The sequence below is a fragment of the Paludisphaera mucosa genome, assembly GCF_029589435.1.
In the GTDB taxonomy this organism is placed as follows: domain Bacteria; phylum Planctomycetota; class Planctomycetia; order Isosphaerales; family Isosphaeraceae; genus Paludisphaera; species Paludisphaera mucosa.
In genome coordinates this window covers 2377115-2391884 of the sequence record NZ_JARRAG010000002.1, presented here as the reverse complement: position 1 = coordinate 2391884, position 14770 = coordinate 2377115, and the positions used below count along the sequence as shown (strand labels likewise).

12 protein-coding genes, 1 tRNA gene and 2 pseudogenes are annotated in these 14770 nt (G+C 68.4%); 8 read left to right on the top strand and 7 right to left on the bottom strand.

Going from position 1 to position 14770, the window contains the following annotated elements; translation table 11 throughout:
- Positions 1–195: 195 nt before the first annotated feature.
- Complete coding sequence (locus PZE19_RS18810) at positions 196–1482, top strand: IS110 family RNA-guided transposase (RefSeq protein WP_277862170.1); 1287 nt, start codon at positions 196–198, stop codon at positions 1480–1482.
- Between the two features lie 145 nt (positions 1483–1627).
- Here PZE19_RS18810 and PZE19_RS18805 read toward each other — a convergent pair.
- Both PZE19_RS18805 and PZE19_RS18800 read right to left on the bottom strand, forming a co-directional pair.
- Positions 1628–1885: pseudogene (locus tag PZE19_RS18805) on the bottom strand (transposase); the annotation flags it as partial.
- 64 nt (positions 1886–1949) lie between these two features.
- Positions 1950–2890, bottom strand: a pseudogene (locus PZE19_RS18800) (IS3 family transposase); the annotation flags it as partial.
- 51 nt (positions 2891–2941) lie between these two features.
- Here PZE19_RS18800 and PZE19_RS33055 point away from each other — a divergent pair.
- From PZE19_RS33055 to PZE19_RS18780, 3 genes are all read left to right on the top strand, one after another.
- Complete coding sequence (locus PZE19_RS33055; RefSeq protein ID WP_277862166.1) at positions 2942–4849, top strand: multicopper oxidase domain-containing protein; 1908 nt, start codon at positions 2942–2944, stop codon at positions 4847–4849.
- Between the two features lie 142 nt (positions 4850–4991).
- Positions 4992–5339 carry a hypothetical protein gene (locus PZE19_RS18785; RefSeq protein ID WP_277862165.1) on the top strand — a complete coding sequence of 116 codons (348 nt, stop codon included), beginning with the start codon at positions 4992–4994 and terminating at the stop codon, positions 5337–5339.
- Positions 5340–5611: 272 nt separating this feature from the next.
- Positions 5612–5974 (top strand): peroxiredoxin, encoded by a 363-nt coding sequence (locus PZE19_RS18780; RefSeq protein ID WP_277862164.1) that lies wholly within the window; start codon positions 5612–5614, stop codon positions 5972–5974.
- Between the two features lie 938 nt (positions 5975–6912).
- On the opposite strand, the gene PZE19_RS18775 is transcribed toward PZE19_RS18780, so the two are convergent.
- Genes PZE19_RS18775 through PZE19_RS18760 form a run of 4 tightly spaced genes read right to left on the bottom strand, consistent with a single transcriptional unit; the run spans position 6913 to position 9426 of the window.
- Positions 6913–7500, bottom strand: a complete 588-nt coding sequence (locus tag PZE19_RS18775) for a hypothetical protein (RefSeq protein ID WP_277862163.1) — start codon at positions 7498–7500, stop codon at positions 6913–6915.
- A 38-nt stretch (positions 7501–7538) separates the two neighbouring features.
- The gene (locus PZE19_RS18770; protein WP_277858790.1) at positions 7539–8231 is read right to left on the bottom strand and encodes an IS630 family transposase; all 693 of its coding nucleotides are present in this window, start codon (positions 8229–8231) and stop codon (positions 7539–7541) included.
- Positions 8135–8509, bottom strand: a complete 375-nt coding sequence (locus PZE19_RS18765; RefSeq protein WP_277858791.1) for an IS630 transposase-related protein — start codon at positions 8507–8509, stop codon at positions 8135–8137. The genes PZE19_RS18770 and PZE19_RS18765 overlap by 97 nt, the downstream gene beginning before the upstream one ends.
- Before the next feature lie 38 nt (positions 8510–8547).
- Complete coding sequence (locus PZE19_RS18760) at positions 8548–9426, bottom strand: hypothetical protein (protein ID WP_277862162.1); 879 nt, start codon at positions 9424–9426, stop codon at positions 8548–8550.
- Between the two features lie 241 nt (positions 9427–9667).
- Here PZE19_RS18760 and PZE19_RS18755 point away from each other — a divergent pair, with 241 nt between their 5' ends.
- Positions 9668–9928: a helix-turn-helix domain-containing protein gene (locus PZE19_RS18755; RefSeq protein WP_277862161.1), complete on the top strand. Its 261-nt coding sequence runs from the start codon at positions 9668–9670 to the stop codon at positions 9926–9928.
- Positions 9925–11043, top strand: coding sequence for a tyrosine-type recombinase/integrase (locus PZE19_RS18750; protein WP_277862160.1), 1119 nt, complete (start codon positions 9925–9927; stop codon positions 11041–11043). Before PZE19_RS18755 ends, PZE19_RS18750 begins: the two co-directional genes overlap by 4 nt.
- Positions 11044–11161: 118 nt before the next feature.
- On the opposite strand, the gene PZE19_RS18745 is transcribed toward PZE19_RS18750, so the two are convergent.
- A tRNA-Ser gene (locus PZE19_RS18745) sits at positions 11162–11250 on the bottom strand.
- Positions 11251–12358: 1108 nt separating this feature from the next.
- Between PZE19_RS18745 and PZE19_RS18740 the strand changes: the two genes are divergently transcribed.
- Together PZE19_RS18740 and rfaD are read left to right on the top strand one after the other, a co-directional pair.
- Positions 12359–13624, top strand: coding sequence for an MFS transporter (locus PZE19_RS18740; protein ID WP_277862159.1), 1266 nt, complete (start codon positions 12359–12361; stop codon positions 13622–13624).
- Between the two features lie 144 nt (positions 13625–13768).
- A complete protein-coding gene (rfaD, locus tag PZE19_RS18735) occupies positions 13769–14752 on the top strand; it encodes an ADP-glyceromanno-heptose 6-epimerase (RefSeq protein ID WP_277862158.1) in 984 nt (327 codons plus the stop codon).
- Positions 14753–14770 lie beyond the last annotated feature (18 nt).

Genomic DNA, 14770 nt, shown 5'->3' with positions numbered 1-14770 from the left:
CCTCGGTGGTGGAGGCGGAGCCGATCCTACTCGGGGCAGGTCGAGAGATCCTGTGGGCTTCGAGCCCGTTTTTTCAACCGACCGCCCTCACCGGCCCACCCGGCTGAGCCACGAGTTCGAAGAGGTAGATGCCGTTCGGCCCGTCCGTTCACCGCGATCCATCGGCTCGGTCGCACCACACCAGGAGGCACCCACATGCGATTCGTCGGACTCGACCTCCACAGGCGCACGCTGGAGGTCTGCATCCTCGACGCGACGGGGAAGGTCCTCGCCCGCCACTCCGTCGCCTGCGAGCGCAACTCACTCGAGGCCTTCGCCCGGGCTCACCTCGAACCGGCCGACAAGCTGGCCGTCGAGGCGACGACCAGCACCTGGGCCGTGTCCGCGATCTTCCGCCCGTTCGTCGCGGCGATCGTCGTGGGCAATCCCATGCAGACCAGGGCCATCGCCCAGGCGAAGGTGAAGACCGACGAGATCGACGCCGAGGTCCTGGCGAACCTCCTGCGGTGCGAATTCCTGCCCGAGGTCTGGGAGCCGGACGGCGTCACCCAGCGGCTGAGGCACCTGACCGGCGTGCCGTCTGCCCTGGTCGGAGACCGCACCCGGTTCAAGAATCGCATCCACGGCGTCCTCGCCGGGCTGCTGGTCGTCCTGCCCGAGGGCGGGCTCTTCACGGCCAAGGGCCTGGCCTGGGTGCGTGCTCTGGAACTCCCCGAGGACGCCCGGGGCACGGTGGATCGATTCCTGAGGCTCTACGACGCGGTCGACGCCGAGCTCGAGTCGCTCGACGCGCAGTTGCGGACGCTGGCCCATCACGACGACCGCGTCCGGCTCCTGATGACCTTGCCCGGGGTCGCCCACGGCGTGGCCCTGACGCTCGTCGCCGCGCTCGGGGACGTCGCCCGGTTCAGCGACGGCGATCACGCCGCCAGCTACCTGGGCCTGACGCCGATCGTCCGGCAGTCGGCGGGCAAGTGCTACCGAGGCCCGATCACCAAGGCGGGCAGCTCGACGGCGCGGGCCATGCTCACCCAGGCGGCCCAGCATGCCGCCGAGCACCCCGGACCCCTGGGCGCCTTCTACCGGCGGCTGAAGAAGCGGAAGGCCCGCAACGTGGCGATCGTCGCCACGGCCCGCAAGCTCGTGACGATCGCCTTCCTGATGCTCAAGAACAACGAGCCTTATCGCTACGCTCGGCCCGAGCGGGTGCAGGCCAAGTTGCGGCACGTCGAGCGGGCCGCCGAGGAGGCGGGCAAGTCGACCAAACCGAAAACGGGGCAACCGCCGGGTTCAGAGCTCAAAGATCGACTGAACCGCACATACGCCCGCGTAGGGCTTCCCGAAGTGAAAGGGCCGCAGATATGGCCCCCGGGAGAGCGACGTGCCCTCGACGCGGCCGGCGCGAGGGAGTTCGCCGAGGCGGTCCATGCCCCGCCTCCGCGCAAGGGGCCCAAGCCGAAAGTCGCGGAACTGGAGGCGTAACCTCGGCCGGATGAGTCGGCGCGCGATCCGCCTTCAGGGGCGTAGGCCCCGTCGCGCCTGACGATCAGGTTCGGACGGACACCAGGATCGCTTCCGGAGACGATTCCGGCGAAAACGTCGGCCGCGCAATTGACGCGTTCAGAGGCAGGATGTCGCGCTCCGCCTGCAGCCGCTCGACCTCGGCCCGGAGCCGCCGCAGCTCCTCCTCCAGGGCGGGCTGGCAGCCCTTGCCCGGGAAGGCCCGGCCGCCCTCGGCGGCCGGGGCCTGCCGCCAGCCCCGGAGCATGCTCTCGCCGAGGTCGAGCTCGCGGGCCACCTCGGCCGGGCTCTCGCCCCGCTCGTCGATGCGACGCACCGCCTCGACCTTGAACTCGCGCGTGAGCGTCCTTCGGGCCTTCGCCATCGGGGGCCTCCTCAGGTCGAGCTTACGCTCTCACCTAGGCGCTCGCCATCCGTGGGGAAGTTCACATGCTGCAGACGATCCCATGCCTGGCCAGCACCTCCTTGTAGTGCTCGCTGGCGTACTGGCTCCCCCGGTCCGAATGCGCCACCAGCCCCGCGCCGGGCAGACGCCGGGCCAGGGCCATCTCCAGGGCGTCGACGACCAGCCGGCTGTCGATCCGCGGGCCCATGGACCAGCCCACGATCCGCCGCGAGTGCAGGTCCTCCACCGCCGCCAGGTAGAGCCAGCCCTCGGCGGTCGCCACGTAGGTGATGTCGGCCGTCCAGGCCCGATCCGGGGCCCCCGGCTCGAACTGACGGTCGAGCTCGTTCTCGGCCACCGGGCGGGCATGGTTCGAGTCGGTCGTCACGCGGAACTTCCGCTTCGTCTTCGCGGCGATCCCCTCCCGGCGCATCAGGCGGGCCACGGTGTTCACGCAGCAGGGCTCGCCCCGGGCGGCCAGCTCGGCGTGGATCCTCGGGCTGCCGTAGCGGGCCTTGACCTCGCCGTGGATCGCCTTGATGGAGACGACCAGGGCGTCCTGCCTGGCCGCCCGGGTGCTCTGCGGCCTCCCCCGCCAGTCGTAATAGCCGCCGGGGGAGACGCGCAGGACGCGGCACATGAGCCGGACCGGCCATCGCTCCCGGTGACTCTCGACGAAGTCGTACCTCATGACGACTCCCTGGCGAAGAAGGCCGTCGCTTTTTTCAGCACGTCGCGCTCCATGGTCAGCCGCTTGACCTCGGCGCGGAGGCGACGCAGTTCCTCCTCCAGGGCGGGCGGGTTCCCCTTACCGGGGAAGGCGTCCTCGCCGCCCTTGGCCAGGGCCGCCTTCCAGGCCCGGAGCATGCTCTCGCCGAGGTCGAGGTCGCGGGCGACCTCGGCCAGGCTCTTGCCGTGGTCGGTGACGAGCTTGACCGCTTCGGCCTTGAACTCGGGGGTGAACGTCCTTCGTGTCTTCGCCATCGGTGGACTCCTGGGTTCGAGCTTACGCTCCTAACCCGGCGCCCGCCATCCGTGGGGAAGTCCACCACCAACATCCACACCCACGGCCTGCACGTGAGCCCGATCGGCCGGGCCGACGACGTGCTGAACGTGGCCATCGCGCCGGGCGAGTCGCACACGTATGAGTACAAGATCCCCGACAACCATCCGACCGGGACGTTCTGGTACCACCCCCACCACCACGGCTCCGTCGGCTACCAGCTCGCGAGCGGCCTCGCCGGGGCCCTGATCGTCGAGGCCGGCCCGGCCCCGATTTCGAGCGACCTGGAGTCGTTGCCCCAGGTCGCCTCGGCCGCCGAACGCATCTTCGTGCTCCAGCAACTCCTCATGCGAGACGACCCGAGACGGCTCGGCTGGGTCTATCCCGACGACATCTACAACCCCGAGGACAACCGCGCCCCGGAACCCTACCCGGCCGACCCCAAGGCCGCGCCTCCGCCGGTCCGCAAGTTCCCCCGGCAGACGCAGTTTGCGGCCACGACCGTCAACGGCGTGCTCATGCCGACCTGCCGGCTCCGCCCGGGCGAGGTCCAGCGGTGGCGATTCATCCACGCCGGCCGCGAGGAGGGGGAGACCCTGACCTGGGGCGACGCGCAGGGGAATCCCGTGCCCAAGGCCCAATCGCCGCTCTACCTGGTCGCCCTGGACGGCCTGGCCACCGGCCAGTTGACGCAGATCGATTCCCTCACGCTCTACCCCGGCTATCGCTGCGACCTGCTGGTCAAGGCCCCGACCGCCCCGGGCACCTACTACCTCTCGGCCCAGCCGCCGGCGGCGGCGCGGAGGCTCCGGAAGGGGTCCGCCCCGGCCCCCACTCGCTTCCTTGCCAAGGTCGTGGTGGCAGGCCAGCCGGTCTCGATGGACCTGCCCGGCGCGGAGATCGCCCGCTGCCGCGCCTTCTCGGCGGCGCAGTCGATCGACCCCCCCACGGTGCCGGCCGACAAGACCCGTTCCATCCACTTCCTGTTGGACGACGCCAACAAGGTCTATACGATCAACGGCAAGTCGTTCTCGGAGGCGCTGACGCCCGCCGACATGACCGACAAGGACCAGAATATCCGCCCGGTCCTGAACACGACGGAGGTCTGGACGCTGACCGTAGCCCCGCCCCCCGAGGGGAGTACCGGGCCCGACAATCACCCGTTCCACCTGCACGTCAATCCGTTCCAGATCCTGTCCGTCACGACCGCCGACGGCAGGCCGCTGGACCCGGCGAACGGCAAGGACTGGCTCGACCTCGTCGGCCAATGGAAGGACACCATCCTGATCAGCTCGGACGTGAAGGTGACCGTCGGCACGCGCTTCGGCGACTGGCCGGGCAAGACGGTCATGCACTGCCACATCCTCGACCACGAGGACCAGGGCATGATGAAGACGTTCGAGATTCTCGACGCGGCCGGACAACCGGCCGCCCCCGGCAAGGCGCAGAGACTCGACCGCGTCGATGAGGCCGCCCCGCGCATCGTCTTGACCGACACGTCCGGCACGCGGCGAGAACTCGCGAAGGGTGGGCCCCGCCCCACCGTGGCCCTGTTCTTCCGAGGGCTCCAGTGCAGCCACTGCTCGAAGCAGCTCCGGGAGTTCGTCGAGGCCGCATCCGCGAAGCTGGATGGCCGGGTCACGATCCTCGCGTTGTCGGACCGGCCCCTCAAGTCGCCACGGGACGCGATGAGGAGGGTCGGGGCGACCGACGCCGTCGATTTCCACTTCGTCGAGGACTCGCGTCGCGAGGCGTTCGCCCAATACGGCTGCATGGGGGAAACCCCGCTCCATGGCCTCTTCGTGATCGACACGGAAGGGCGGGTACGCCTGCGATACGTAGGCGAGGAACCCTATGCCGAAACAGGCCGCGTGATCCGCGAAATTGAGGCGTTATTTCCGACTCCCACCCCGCGAGGTGATTCAGGGGGCGGCCGGTAGGCCGAGATCAACGAGCGTCCTGCCCTCTTTCTCGATGTCGAACTGGTCCGGGCCGGCGTACCAAGACACTATACGCATCGGCGCGTGTCGGGGGCCGGCTCATCCCTTGCCTCCTGCCCGGACCTCTGACTGAGAGGGGCACGTGCTGGATGACGCCGTGCGCCTCTGCATGGGCATTCACGGGCGGGCCGGGTCGCGGTACACTCCGGCGATGGCAGCCTCGATCTCCTCCTACGCCCTGGTCGGCTTGGACGCGGTCCCGGTCGAGGTCCTCATCCACGCGGACCTCGTCCGGGTCATCTGCCGCGAAACCGGCGAAGTTCTGGCGGCCCGTACTCGCGAGCCAGCATCTTCGCAACAGAGATCGGCCCCGGCCGACCTGAAGAAGGACGCCGGCGGTTTCGACCTGCCGATCGCGCTGGAGATCCTGGCTGCGAGCGGCAGGTCGCCCTGGACCGGTCGGGGGACTTCGCGGTGGTGGGTGAGCTGACCCGGACGGGCGAGACCCGGCCGATCAAGGAGGCCTTTTCGATGGCGTACAGGCGGGGATCTCCGGTCAGACGTCCCCGCGGACGTTGAGCTACCCGGTCTCCACAGCGTAGGACCGAGTCAGGGAGCCATCAAATCGCCCCGCCGCACTCATCCGTCCTCGCGACAGGGGGCGGTCGGTGACATATGGCCTGCTCTGGACATCTCACGAGAAGGCTTGCCTGATGGTCATCGAGGGCCAACCAGCTCCCGACTTCATTCTGCCGGACCAAGATGGTGGCAACATCCAACTCGCGGCCCCCAAAGGGACAGCCAGTGGTCCTCTATTTCTATCCACGTGACGCGACGCCCGGCTGTATGACGCAGGCGTGCGACTTCCGCGACGCGGCCTCCGACTATCAAGGGTTGGGTGCCCGGGTTCTGGGAGTCGGCCCCGTCACCGTCGCCTCGCACCGCAAGTTCGCCGACAAGCATGGGCTGCCGTTCACCCTGCTGGCGGACCCCGACAAGGAGGTCATCCAGGCGTACGGCGTCTGGAAGGAGAAGAATATGTGCGGCAAGAAGTCGATGGGCGTCGAGCGTACGATGGTCGTGAGATCGAGTCGGACGGCGTCCGGCGGGTCTTCCCTAAGGTGAAGGTGAGCGGTCACGTCCAGGTGGTGCTCGAAGCGGTTCGGGGGCTGTAAGCCTTCGAGGCCGTAGGCTTGGGGGGTCTCAGTAGGCGGCGCAGCTTAAGGGGACGGAGACGGTGCCAGATGGCGCGCCCATCCAATCCCTGGAACGCCATCGAACCGTCGGAACGACCCCGGATGGGTGAAAAGGGAGGCCGAGCCCCTGTGATCGCGCTGCTGGCGATCCGCCGGGCACTTGTCCGGCTGCTGACCTTGTCAGCCGACACGATAGCGACTGCCGTCGTCCCCAAATCGCTTGTAGCGGGTCGAAGCTAACATAGTAGCGCCAACTATCGGCTCCGAAGTGGATAACTCCACGCGTCATGGATCGAATCGTCGGAAAGTCGATAATGGGACCAAGGCATGGCGTCGACCCTCGGCCGAGGATCGACGCCATGCCTTGATCTTCGACGTGAACGCAAGACGCTTCAGAGCAACAACTTGAGGATTCCCATGTCTCGCCAGGTAGTTCTCGAGCCCTGACCATGGGCCGTAAGTCGACCCAACGAACCTACCCAGATGACCGCGGTGGGATCGATGACCTGCTCGGCATCAAGCTCATCGCGATCGTTCGGGATCAGCTCCGGCAGTCCTTTCCGGGGACGCCGGCCGTGTTCCAGCTCATGGCGGTCGAGGTCCTCCGGTTCCAGCTATCCTTCGAGGGTCGGCAACTCGTCCCACCCTGGTCGGCCGTCGGGTCCTGAATAGTCGCGGTTAATGCGTCATAAACATTTGGTCGCGGGTTTACGGGTCGACGAATTCGGGAGGTCCGACGCCGGCGAATTCGGGCCCTCCGGGGCCGACCGGCGGGCCGAGGTCGAGTCGTGATCGCGCCGACGATCGGGGCTTGACGCCGATCTCGCCGACCTTTCAGCCCCGGGTGGAGGCGTCGAAACCCGAGGCTCAGACGTGCTGGGTCTGGGACTGCAACCGACGGCTGACCTCGATGAACTCGGCTCGTCCGGCCTCTCGTCGTTCCGAACGGTCGCAGGACGCGCAATCGAACTGGAGCACGATCGGGTCGGCGTTTGTATCGCCCTCGGGGAAACTCGCCGACCAATCGGCCAGGGGCCCGCACGGGCAGTCGACCCCGAAGGCTTTGCGGAATTCTTCGGCGATCGAACAGAAGAGTAGGTGGCGTCGGCCGGCTCCACTCGGAGCTTTCGGACGCCGGCCCCGACCCTTGGCCGAAGGGTTGGGCCTTGCGGATGCGCGTTGCTTGGCGGCCCGATCGGCCACGCGACGAGCGGAGGCCATGGTCGCGTAATACTCCATGAGCAGGAGCAGGGCGCCGACCCGGAGCGGATCGACCGGGTCGTCCAGGAGATCGAGGATCGCCTCGCGGAGGAAGGGGAACCGCGCGTGGAGGATCACCAGCGGTAGGCCGCCGAGGTAGGCGCGTCGGGCGTAGAACGCGTCGAAAATCCGGCCCTCCTCCTCGGTGAGCGGCTCGGGGAGGGCCCGGGCGAAGGCGGCCATCTGCACCGCCACGCAATCGCCTATATAAGCGTACGAGTCCCAGACCAGTTCTAGAGCGGTTTCTCGTCGGGTGTATCGCTTGATCGGCGGGGCTGATATCCGCTATGGCGGAACCAGCCCAGCACGTCGGCGGGACGGACGGCCCGCAGGGCGTCGCCCATCGCCTCGATCAGGCCGCCGATCGTCCGGGCCTTGGCCGATCGGAGCCAGGCCTTGACCTTCGAGAACATCCGCTCGATCGGGTTGAGGTCGGGGCTGTACGGCGGCAGGAACCGCAGTTCGGCCCCGGCGGCGGCGATGAGACGGGCCGCCTCGGCCGTCTTGTGGCATGACAGGTTGTCGAGGATCACGACGTCTCCGGGCCTCAGCGTCGGCGCCAAGCATCGCTCGACGTAGGTCTCGAAGGCGGCCGAGTCTGTCGCCCCGTCGAACGCCAGGCAGGCCCCGACGCCCCCCAGCCGGACGGCCGCCGTGAGCGTGACGACCTTCCAGTGGCCGTGCGGGACCGGGCCGTCGACGCGCACGCCGCTGGGCGAGCGGCCGTGCGTCCGATCCATCGCCGTGCTCGAGCCCGTCTCGTCGACGAAGACCAGCCGGGTCGGGTCGAGCGTCGCGAACTCGTCGCGCCAGGCGGCACGCTCGGCCTTCAGCCCGGGGCGGTCCTGCTCGGCCGCCCGCCGCGACTTTTTTTGCGAGTGATCCCCAGGCGGACGAGCGCCCGGTGCACGGCCGAGCTGCAGCACGCCACGCCGGCGGCGCGGGCCAACTGCTGCAGCGTGGCGTCGTCGTCGGCCCGGACCGCCTCTCGGAGCCGCAGGGCGGCGTCGGCGTCGAAGGCCGGCGCCCGCCCGCCGCCGCGAGGCTTGGGGGCGATCGAGCCGGTCTCGCGACGCTGGCGGATCAGCTTGCGGATCCACGCGACGCTCACCGAGAAGCGGGCGGCGACCTGCTCGCGGGTGGCGTCGCCGGCGTCGCACGCCGCGACCACCCGCTCGCGGAGGTCGGTCGAGTAGGCTTTCATCCCGGGTGGCCCTCCATAGCCATCTTGGGATAACCGCGTCAACCGCCACAATCAACAGGAAACCGCTCTAGCAACGCCGCGCGTACGACCTTGCGGGCGATCGGCCCCTCTTCGCTCCTCTGGACAGCGATGCACCGGATCAGGTCGCTCCGATCTGCGATGAACCATCGCTGGAAGACGGCCGAGACGTCGCCCGAATGACGTTCCACGAGCCTGCAGAGCCGTTGGAGCACCATCGCCTTGACCTCGGGGGTGACGGGTGCTTCCCCGGGGCCGAGGTCGAAGAGGGCCATGCGGACCCGAAACCGGCCATCGGCCTCGCTCATCGAGGCGGGGTCGATCGGGCGGCGCCGGGCCGCTACGAGCAGACCTGCGGCGATCAACCGTTCCGTGTCGGGTCTCCCCCGGTTCGAGGACGTCTGCTCTCGTCCTCGCCGGAACAGCTTCTTCACCGACCAATGCTTACCCAGCCCCCGGGCGTCGAGGCCGAGCCGGTCGGGCAGCACGTCGACGTCGGAGCCGGCGACGCGGAGATCGCCCCCGTGGCGGAACCTCCGGTCGAAATGCTCGCTGCAACTCGGGGCCTGCTGGAACATCTGTCGCATGAAGTCATAAGCGAATCGTTCCAGGTCCTGCAAGGCCCGACGTCGGCCCAGCAGGGCCAGGCCTCCCAGCGAGGCCTCCACGAAGAACGCCTCGACGCCCGAGGCGGGGACGAACCGCCTCGTCCCGTCCCCCCCCGTGCGGCAGAAGATCTCGATGCGAAAGTCCTGCGGCGGGTCGGCCTGGATCTGGATCGGGGGGAAGGGCGTCCAGGTGTAGACCTGACGACCTCCGACGTCGCCGATCCCGACCGTCACGCTTCCCTCGAGGCTGCGCCGTTCCTTCGCGCCTTCGTCGTCGCCGATTGGATCCATCGTCCGGTCCTCCAGGCTGCCCATCCTTGGTCCATAGCCATTGTAGCAACTCGAAAGGAGGACCCCTCATTCGGACCAAATTGAATCGGGTGCCGCCCCGGCCCCACGCCCGTCCGCCGGATGCCTTTCCGGTTTTCCCTTACCTGGTGGAGGACGTCGTCCCGCGGGCCCGGGGGCCGCCGGACGGCCCTCCGCACGTCCTCAATGAACGGCCCCCGTGACCGATCGCGTCGAGGGATCGATGCCCCGCAAAGACGTGAACCTGAAACTCAAGCCGTTCGAGGTCGCCGCGGCCTTCGACGACCCGCACTGGGCCCGCCTGTTCCCGCCGATACTCTCCGTCAAGCAGGCCTCGGCCCTGCTCCAGGTCCCATGCAACACCATCTATGACTGGAGCTCGCGCGGCCTGCTTCGCGGCTGCTCGCGCCGGGTCGGCAAGTACCTGCGGATCTTCCGCGACCGCCTCGTCGAGCGGATCTTCAATGAAGGGCTGATCACATGACGACCGACAATCCTCCCGGCTCCGGCTCCGAGCCCGTCGGGAACCTCGTACGGATCTTCCTCCGCGGCCGGACCTGGTGGGCCAACTACCAGCATGCCGGCCGCCAGAATCGCAAGAGCCTCGGGACCACGAACAAGAAGGAGGCCCGTCGCAGGGCGCTCCTGCTGGAGGCCGAGCTGCTCCAGGGCCGCCACCGGGACCGTCCCGAGCCGCCGACCGTCGACGAGGCCGTCTCGGCCTACCTGGACCACCTCCGCGCCGAGCGGCGCTCGGCCAAGACGATGGTCAAGTACGAATACGTCCTGGGCCGCCTCGCGGGCCTGCTCCGCGACCGCCGGGCCGGCTCGCTCCTGGACCTCGACCTGAAGGCGATGGACGCTTACCGCAAGTCGCGGGTCCAGGCCGGGGCCGCCCCGAAGACCGTGTACACAGAGACGGTCATCGCCCGCCAGCTCGTCAAGTTCGCGCTCAGCCGCGGGATGATCACCGAGGATCCGCTTCGGGGCCTGCGGCTGGGCAAGCCCAAGCCGAGCAGCCAGCCTTGCTGGTCGAACGAGGAAGTCGAGCGGATCCTGGCATCCGCCGGGGCTGCCTACCGCGACGCCTACGTGGTGCTGGCCGACACCGGAATGCGGGCCGGCGAGCTGGTCCATCTGTGTTGGGAGGACGTCGATTTCGCCCGCAACGTGATCCACATCCGGCCGAAGCCGGGCTGGACTCCGAAGACGGGCGACCGCCGCGCGATCCCGATGTCGCCGAGGGCCCGGGCGACCTTGGAGGCGATGCCGCGTCGAGGAGAGTGGGCCTTCACCGCCCCCTCGATCTCGGGTCGGCCTGCGGAGATTCGTCAGATGTCCGACCGCCGACTGCTGGCCGCCCTGAAGCGGGTGCTGGCCCGGCTGGGGTTGCCGGGCCACCTGCACACGTTCCGCCACGCCTTCATCTCAAGGGCGCTGACCGGCGGGATCGCCGAGTCGGTCGTGCGCGAGTGGGTCGGGCACGTCGATCGCGACGTGATGAAGCTCTACACGCACATCGCCTCGGCGACCTCGCAGGAGGCGATGCGGAAGCTGTCCCAGTCCGGCCGCGGTCCGAGCGACCCGGCCCCAGGCTGAGTGCCCGGGGCGCGAAGACCATGTAGTACAAATTCAGCACAATGAAGGGAGAGTTCGAGATGTCCGAGTCGGAAACCTATAAGGGCCGGCGATTTGCGCCGGCACCTTCCATCCAGAGCGGAGAGGGGGGGATTCGAACCCCCGATACGGTTTTACCCGTATAACGGTTTAGCAAACCGTCGCTATCGACCACTCAGCCACCTCTCCTCGATCGATCGCGGCCCCGGGTCGAGGGGGGCCGATGCGGAGATTCAGGCTACCAAAGCCTCCCCGCTTCGTCAATCAAGCCTTCGCCCCTCGCCACGATTGCGGCCGCGTTTCGATTCGACGAAATGGATGTATCTTCTTTGGAAGGCTTGCACGAGCATCCCTGCGGCCGCCATGGTCGCCGAGGCGGCTCCGAAATCGAGGTCGAGCACCGAGGCCCGGCCGAAGGATGACGAAAAACAACCACGACGACAGCGGCCGGTGGGAACGAATAAGATATTCAAAGATTTAATGCAAAACGCTTTGCGTCAAATGGCTTCGTTGGTCGCGAGCGCGATCGAAACCAAGTCGAAGCCAACTTCGAGAAGCTGCAACCTAACGGACGAGCAGGTCCTCGATCCAGAGTCTCATCGACGGCGATCCCCAGGAATCGAGCCTGAGGGCCTGGTGATTCACGATGCCGATCGGCTCGCCGGCGGAGCCGGAGGACTGCACCCGCGATCGGGAGGAACGCAACCTGACGCGGCCGCCGGAGTCGGGGCGGATCCGGTCTTCCAGCGCGTGCTGACCGAGGCCCCGGCCGACGTGCCGGTCTAGGGAGTCTCAGAGTCGGTGCCGTCGCCGAGGTTCCAGGCAAGTCCGAGTGGCCGTCCCGCGAGGTCGGTGGTCGCCCACCCGGTCCGGACGGGCGCGGGCTCCGCCCACGGTCGTCACGACCGGCCATCCCAGCCGAGCCAGCGGAGACGTCGCAACGCCAAGAGTACGGGGATAAACTTCGACACGGGAGTCGTCGTCGAGCCGGAGGTCGGTCGCGGCGTGGTCGGGACGGTCGGCGTGCCTGTCGTATGGGCCGAGGACCTCAGGAGTCGCCGACGTCGGCCCCAGTCGGCTTGCAGTTCGCTCGGGTGGATGAAGATACGGGGACGGCCGGATCGATGGTCAAAGTGCGATCCGCCCCACGTCCGGAGATCGATCGCGCTTCATGAATTTTCTTTAGCCTCTTGGTATCGAACGTGCTTCGGACACGTGTGTTCCAACCGATCCTGAGAGGAGGACGCCGGGATTCCGGATCCGGACCTCACGCCACACGACCAAGCTCGGGGACATTATGGCCGATACCGAAGCCGCGGCGAATCACGACCCTTCGCCGAGAAGCCTGGCCTGCCTGGACGCGCTCAACTTCTTCCTCGCCGACGTCCGGGACGGGCTGGGGCCCTACCTGGCGATCTATCTCACGTCGAGGCAGCACTGGGACCCCTCGCAGGTCGGCGTCGCGATGGCGGCGATGCTCGTCGGCACGATCGCGACCCAGTCGCCGGCGGGGGCCCTGATCGATCGCGTGAAGTGGAAGCGATCCGCCGTCGCGGGGGCGGCCGCCGTCGTGGCGGCGGGGTGCCTGGCCATGATCCTCTCGCCGCGCTACTCCGTCGTGGTGGCCTCGCAGGGGCTGATCGGGGCGGCCGCGTCCATCTTCCCGCCGGCGATCGCGGCGATGACGCTGGGGATCGTCGGCCACGCGCGGATGGCCCGGCGGACCGGCCGGAACGAGGCGTTCAACCACCTGGGGAACGTCGCCGCCGCCGTCGCCGCGGGGGCCGCCGGCTATTTCATCGGCTACTGGTCGATCTTCGTCCTGGTCGCCCTCATGGCCGCCCTGAGCGCCGTCACGGTCTTGATCCTGCCCGAGTCGGACATCGACCACGATCGGGCGCGGGGGGCCCGGGAGGGCGAGGAGCGGGGAGCGAAGGTCGAATCGATCGCGGTGCTCTTCAAGGACCCGCGCATTTTGATGTTCACGGCGTGCGCAGTCATGTTCCACTTCGCCAACGCGGCGATGCTGCCGCTGGTCGGGCAGAAGGTCACGCAAGGGCTCGATCGCGGGACGGCCGTGCTGATGTCGGCGTGCATCATCACGGCCCAGGTCGTGATGATCCCGGTCGCGCTGGCGGCCAGCCGGCTGGCCGAGACCTGGGGCCGCAAGCCCGTCTTCCTCATCGGGTTCGCGGTCCTGCCGATCCGCGGGCTGCTCTATACGCTCACGGCCGACCCCTATCTTCTGGTCGCCATCCAGATCCTCGACGGCATCGGGGCGGGAGTCTTCGGCGTGGTTTCGATCCTGGTCGTGGCCGACCTGACGCGAGGGACCGGGCGGTTCAACCTGACGCAGGGCGTCCTGGCGACCGCGACGGCCCTCGGCGCCGCTCTCAGCAACGTGGCCTGCGGGTACATCGTGAAGGCCGCGGGCTTCGACGCGGGGTTCCTCACGCTCGCCGGGATCGCCGTGGCCGGCCTGCTGCTCTACGCCTTGGCGACGCCCGAGACCCTCGACGCGCCCGTGGTCCCGTCCGGGAAACTCGCGCCCGAAGCCGCCTGACGAGGGTTGCGGAGTCGGCTGGTGGGAAAGGGTTGCGGCGAGTATTTTAGGGGCCGCGTCGAGGCCCTTCGCGAGTCGATCGCGACCGGGTTCGGGACGGAGGACGGACGTTCGCGGCCTCAGAGACCTCTGGAGAATTCAGGGATGATCGCGATCACGGGGGCCGCCGGATTCATCGGCTCGAACCTCGCCCACCGGCTGTCGGCGGCGGGCCGGGAACTGCTGCTGGTGGACCATCCCCTGACGGCGGCGACGGCCGTCAACTGGGCCGGGCTGGGGCGGTTCCGCTTCACGCCGATGGAGCGGTTCCTGACGGATCTGGAACGAGGCGAGGGCCGGAACATCGAGGCCGTCTTCCACCTGGGGGCGTGCAGCTCGACGACCGAGACCGACTGGGCGTTCCTCCAGGACAACAATGTCGGCTATACGCAGAGCCTCTGGACCTGGTGTGCGGCCGAGCAGAGGCCCTTCCTGTACGCCTCAAGCGCCGCGACCTATGGCGACGGCTCGCGCGGGTTCAGCGATCGCACCCCCCCGACCGAGTTGGAGCCGCTGAACTTGTACGGCAAGAGCAAGAACGACTTCGACGCCTGGGCGCTGGCCGAGATCGCCGCGGGCCGCCCTCGGCCGCCGATCTGGGCCGGGCTGAAGTTCTTCAACGTCTACGGCCCCCGCGAGGTCCATAAGGGGAAGATGGCGAGCGTCGTCTGGCACGCCCGCCGGCAGATCCTGGAGACCGGCGAGGTCCGCCTCTTCCGATCGAACGACCCGGCCTACCCCGACGGCGGCCAGCGTCGGGATTTCGTCTTCGTCGAGGACTGCATCGACCACATGCTCTGGCTCTGGGGCCAGCCCGACGCCTCGGCGATTTATAACAGCGGCACCGGGACGTCGCGCACGTTCCTGGACCTGGTCACGGCCGTCTTCTCGGCCCTCGGCCGCGAGCCCCGCATCCAGTTCATCGACATGCCCCCCGAACTCGGCCGGCAGTACCAGAACTACACCCAGGCCGACATGAGCAAACTCCGCGACGCGGGCTACGCGAAGCCCCCGACGACCCTCGAAGACGGGGTCCGCCATGCCCTTTCCTGGTCGGACGCCCCGGCGGTCGTGACCAGGACGGGATGAATCGCGCCGCGGGCTCGA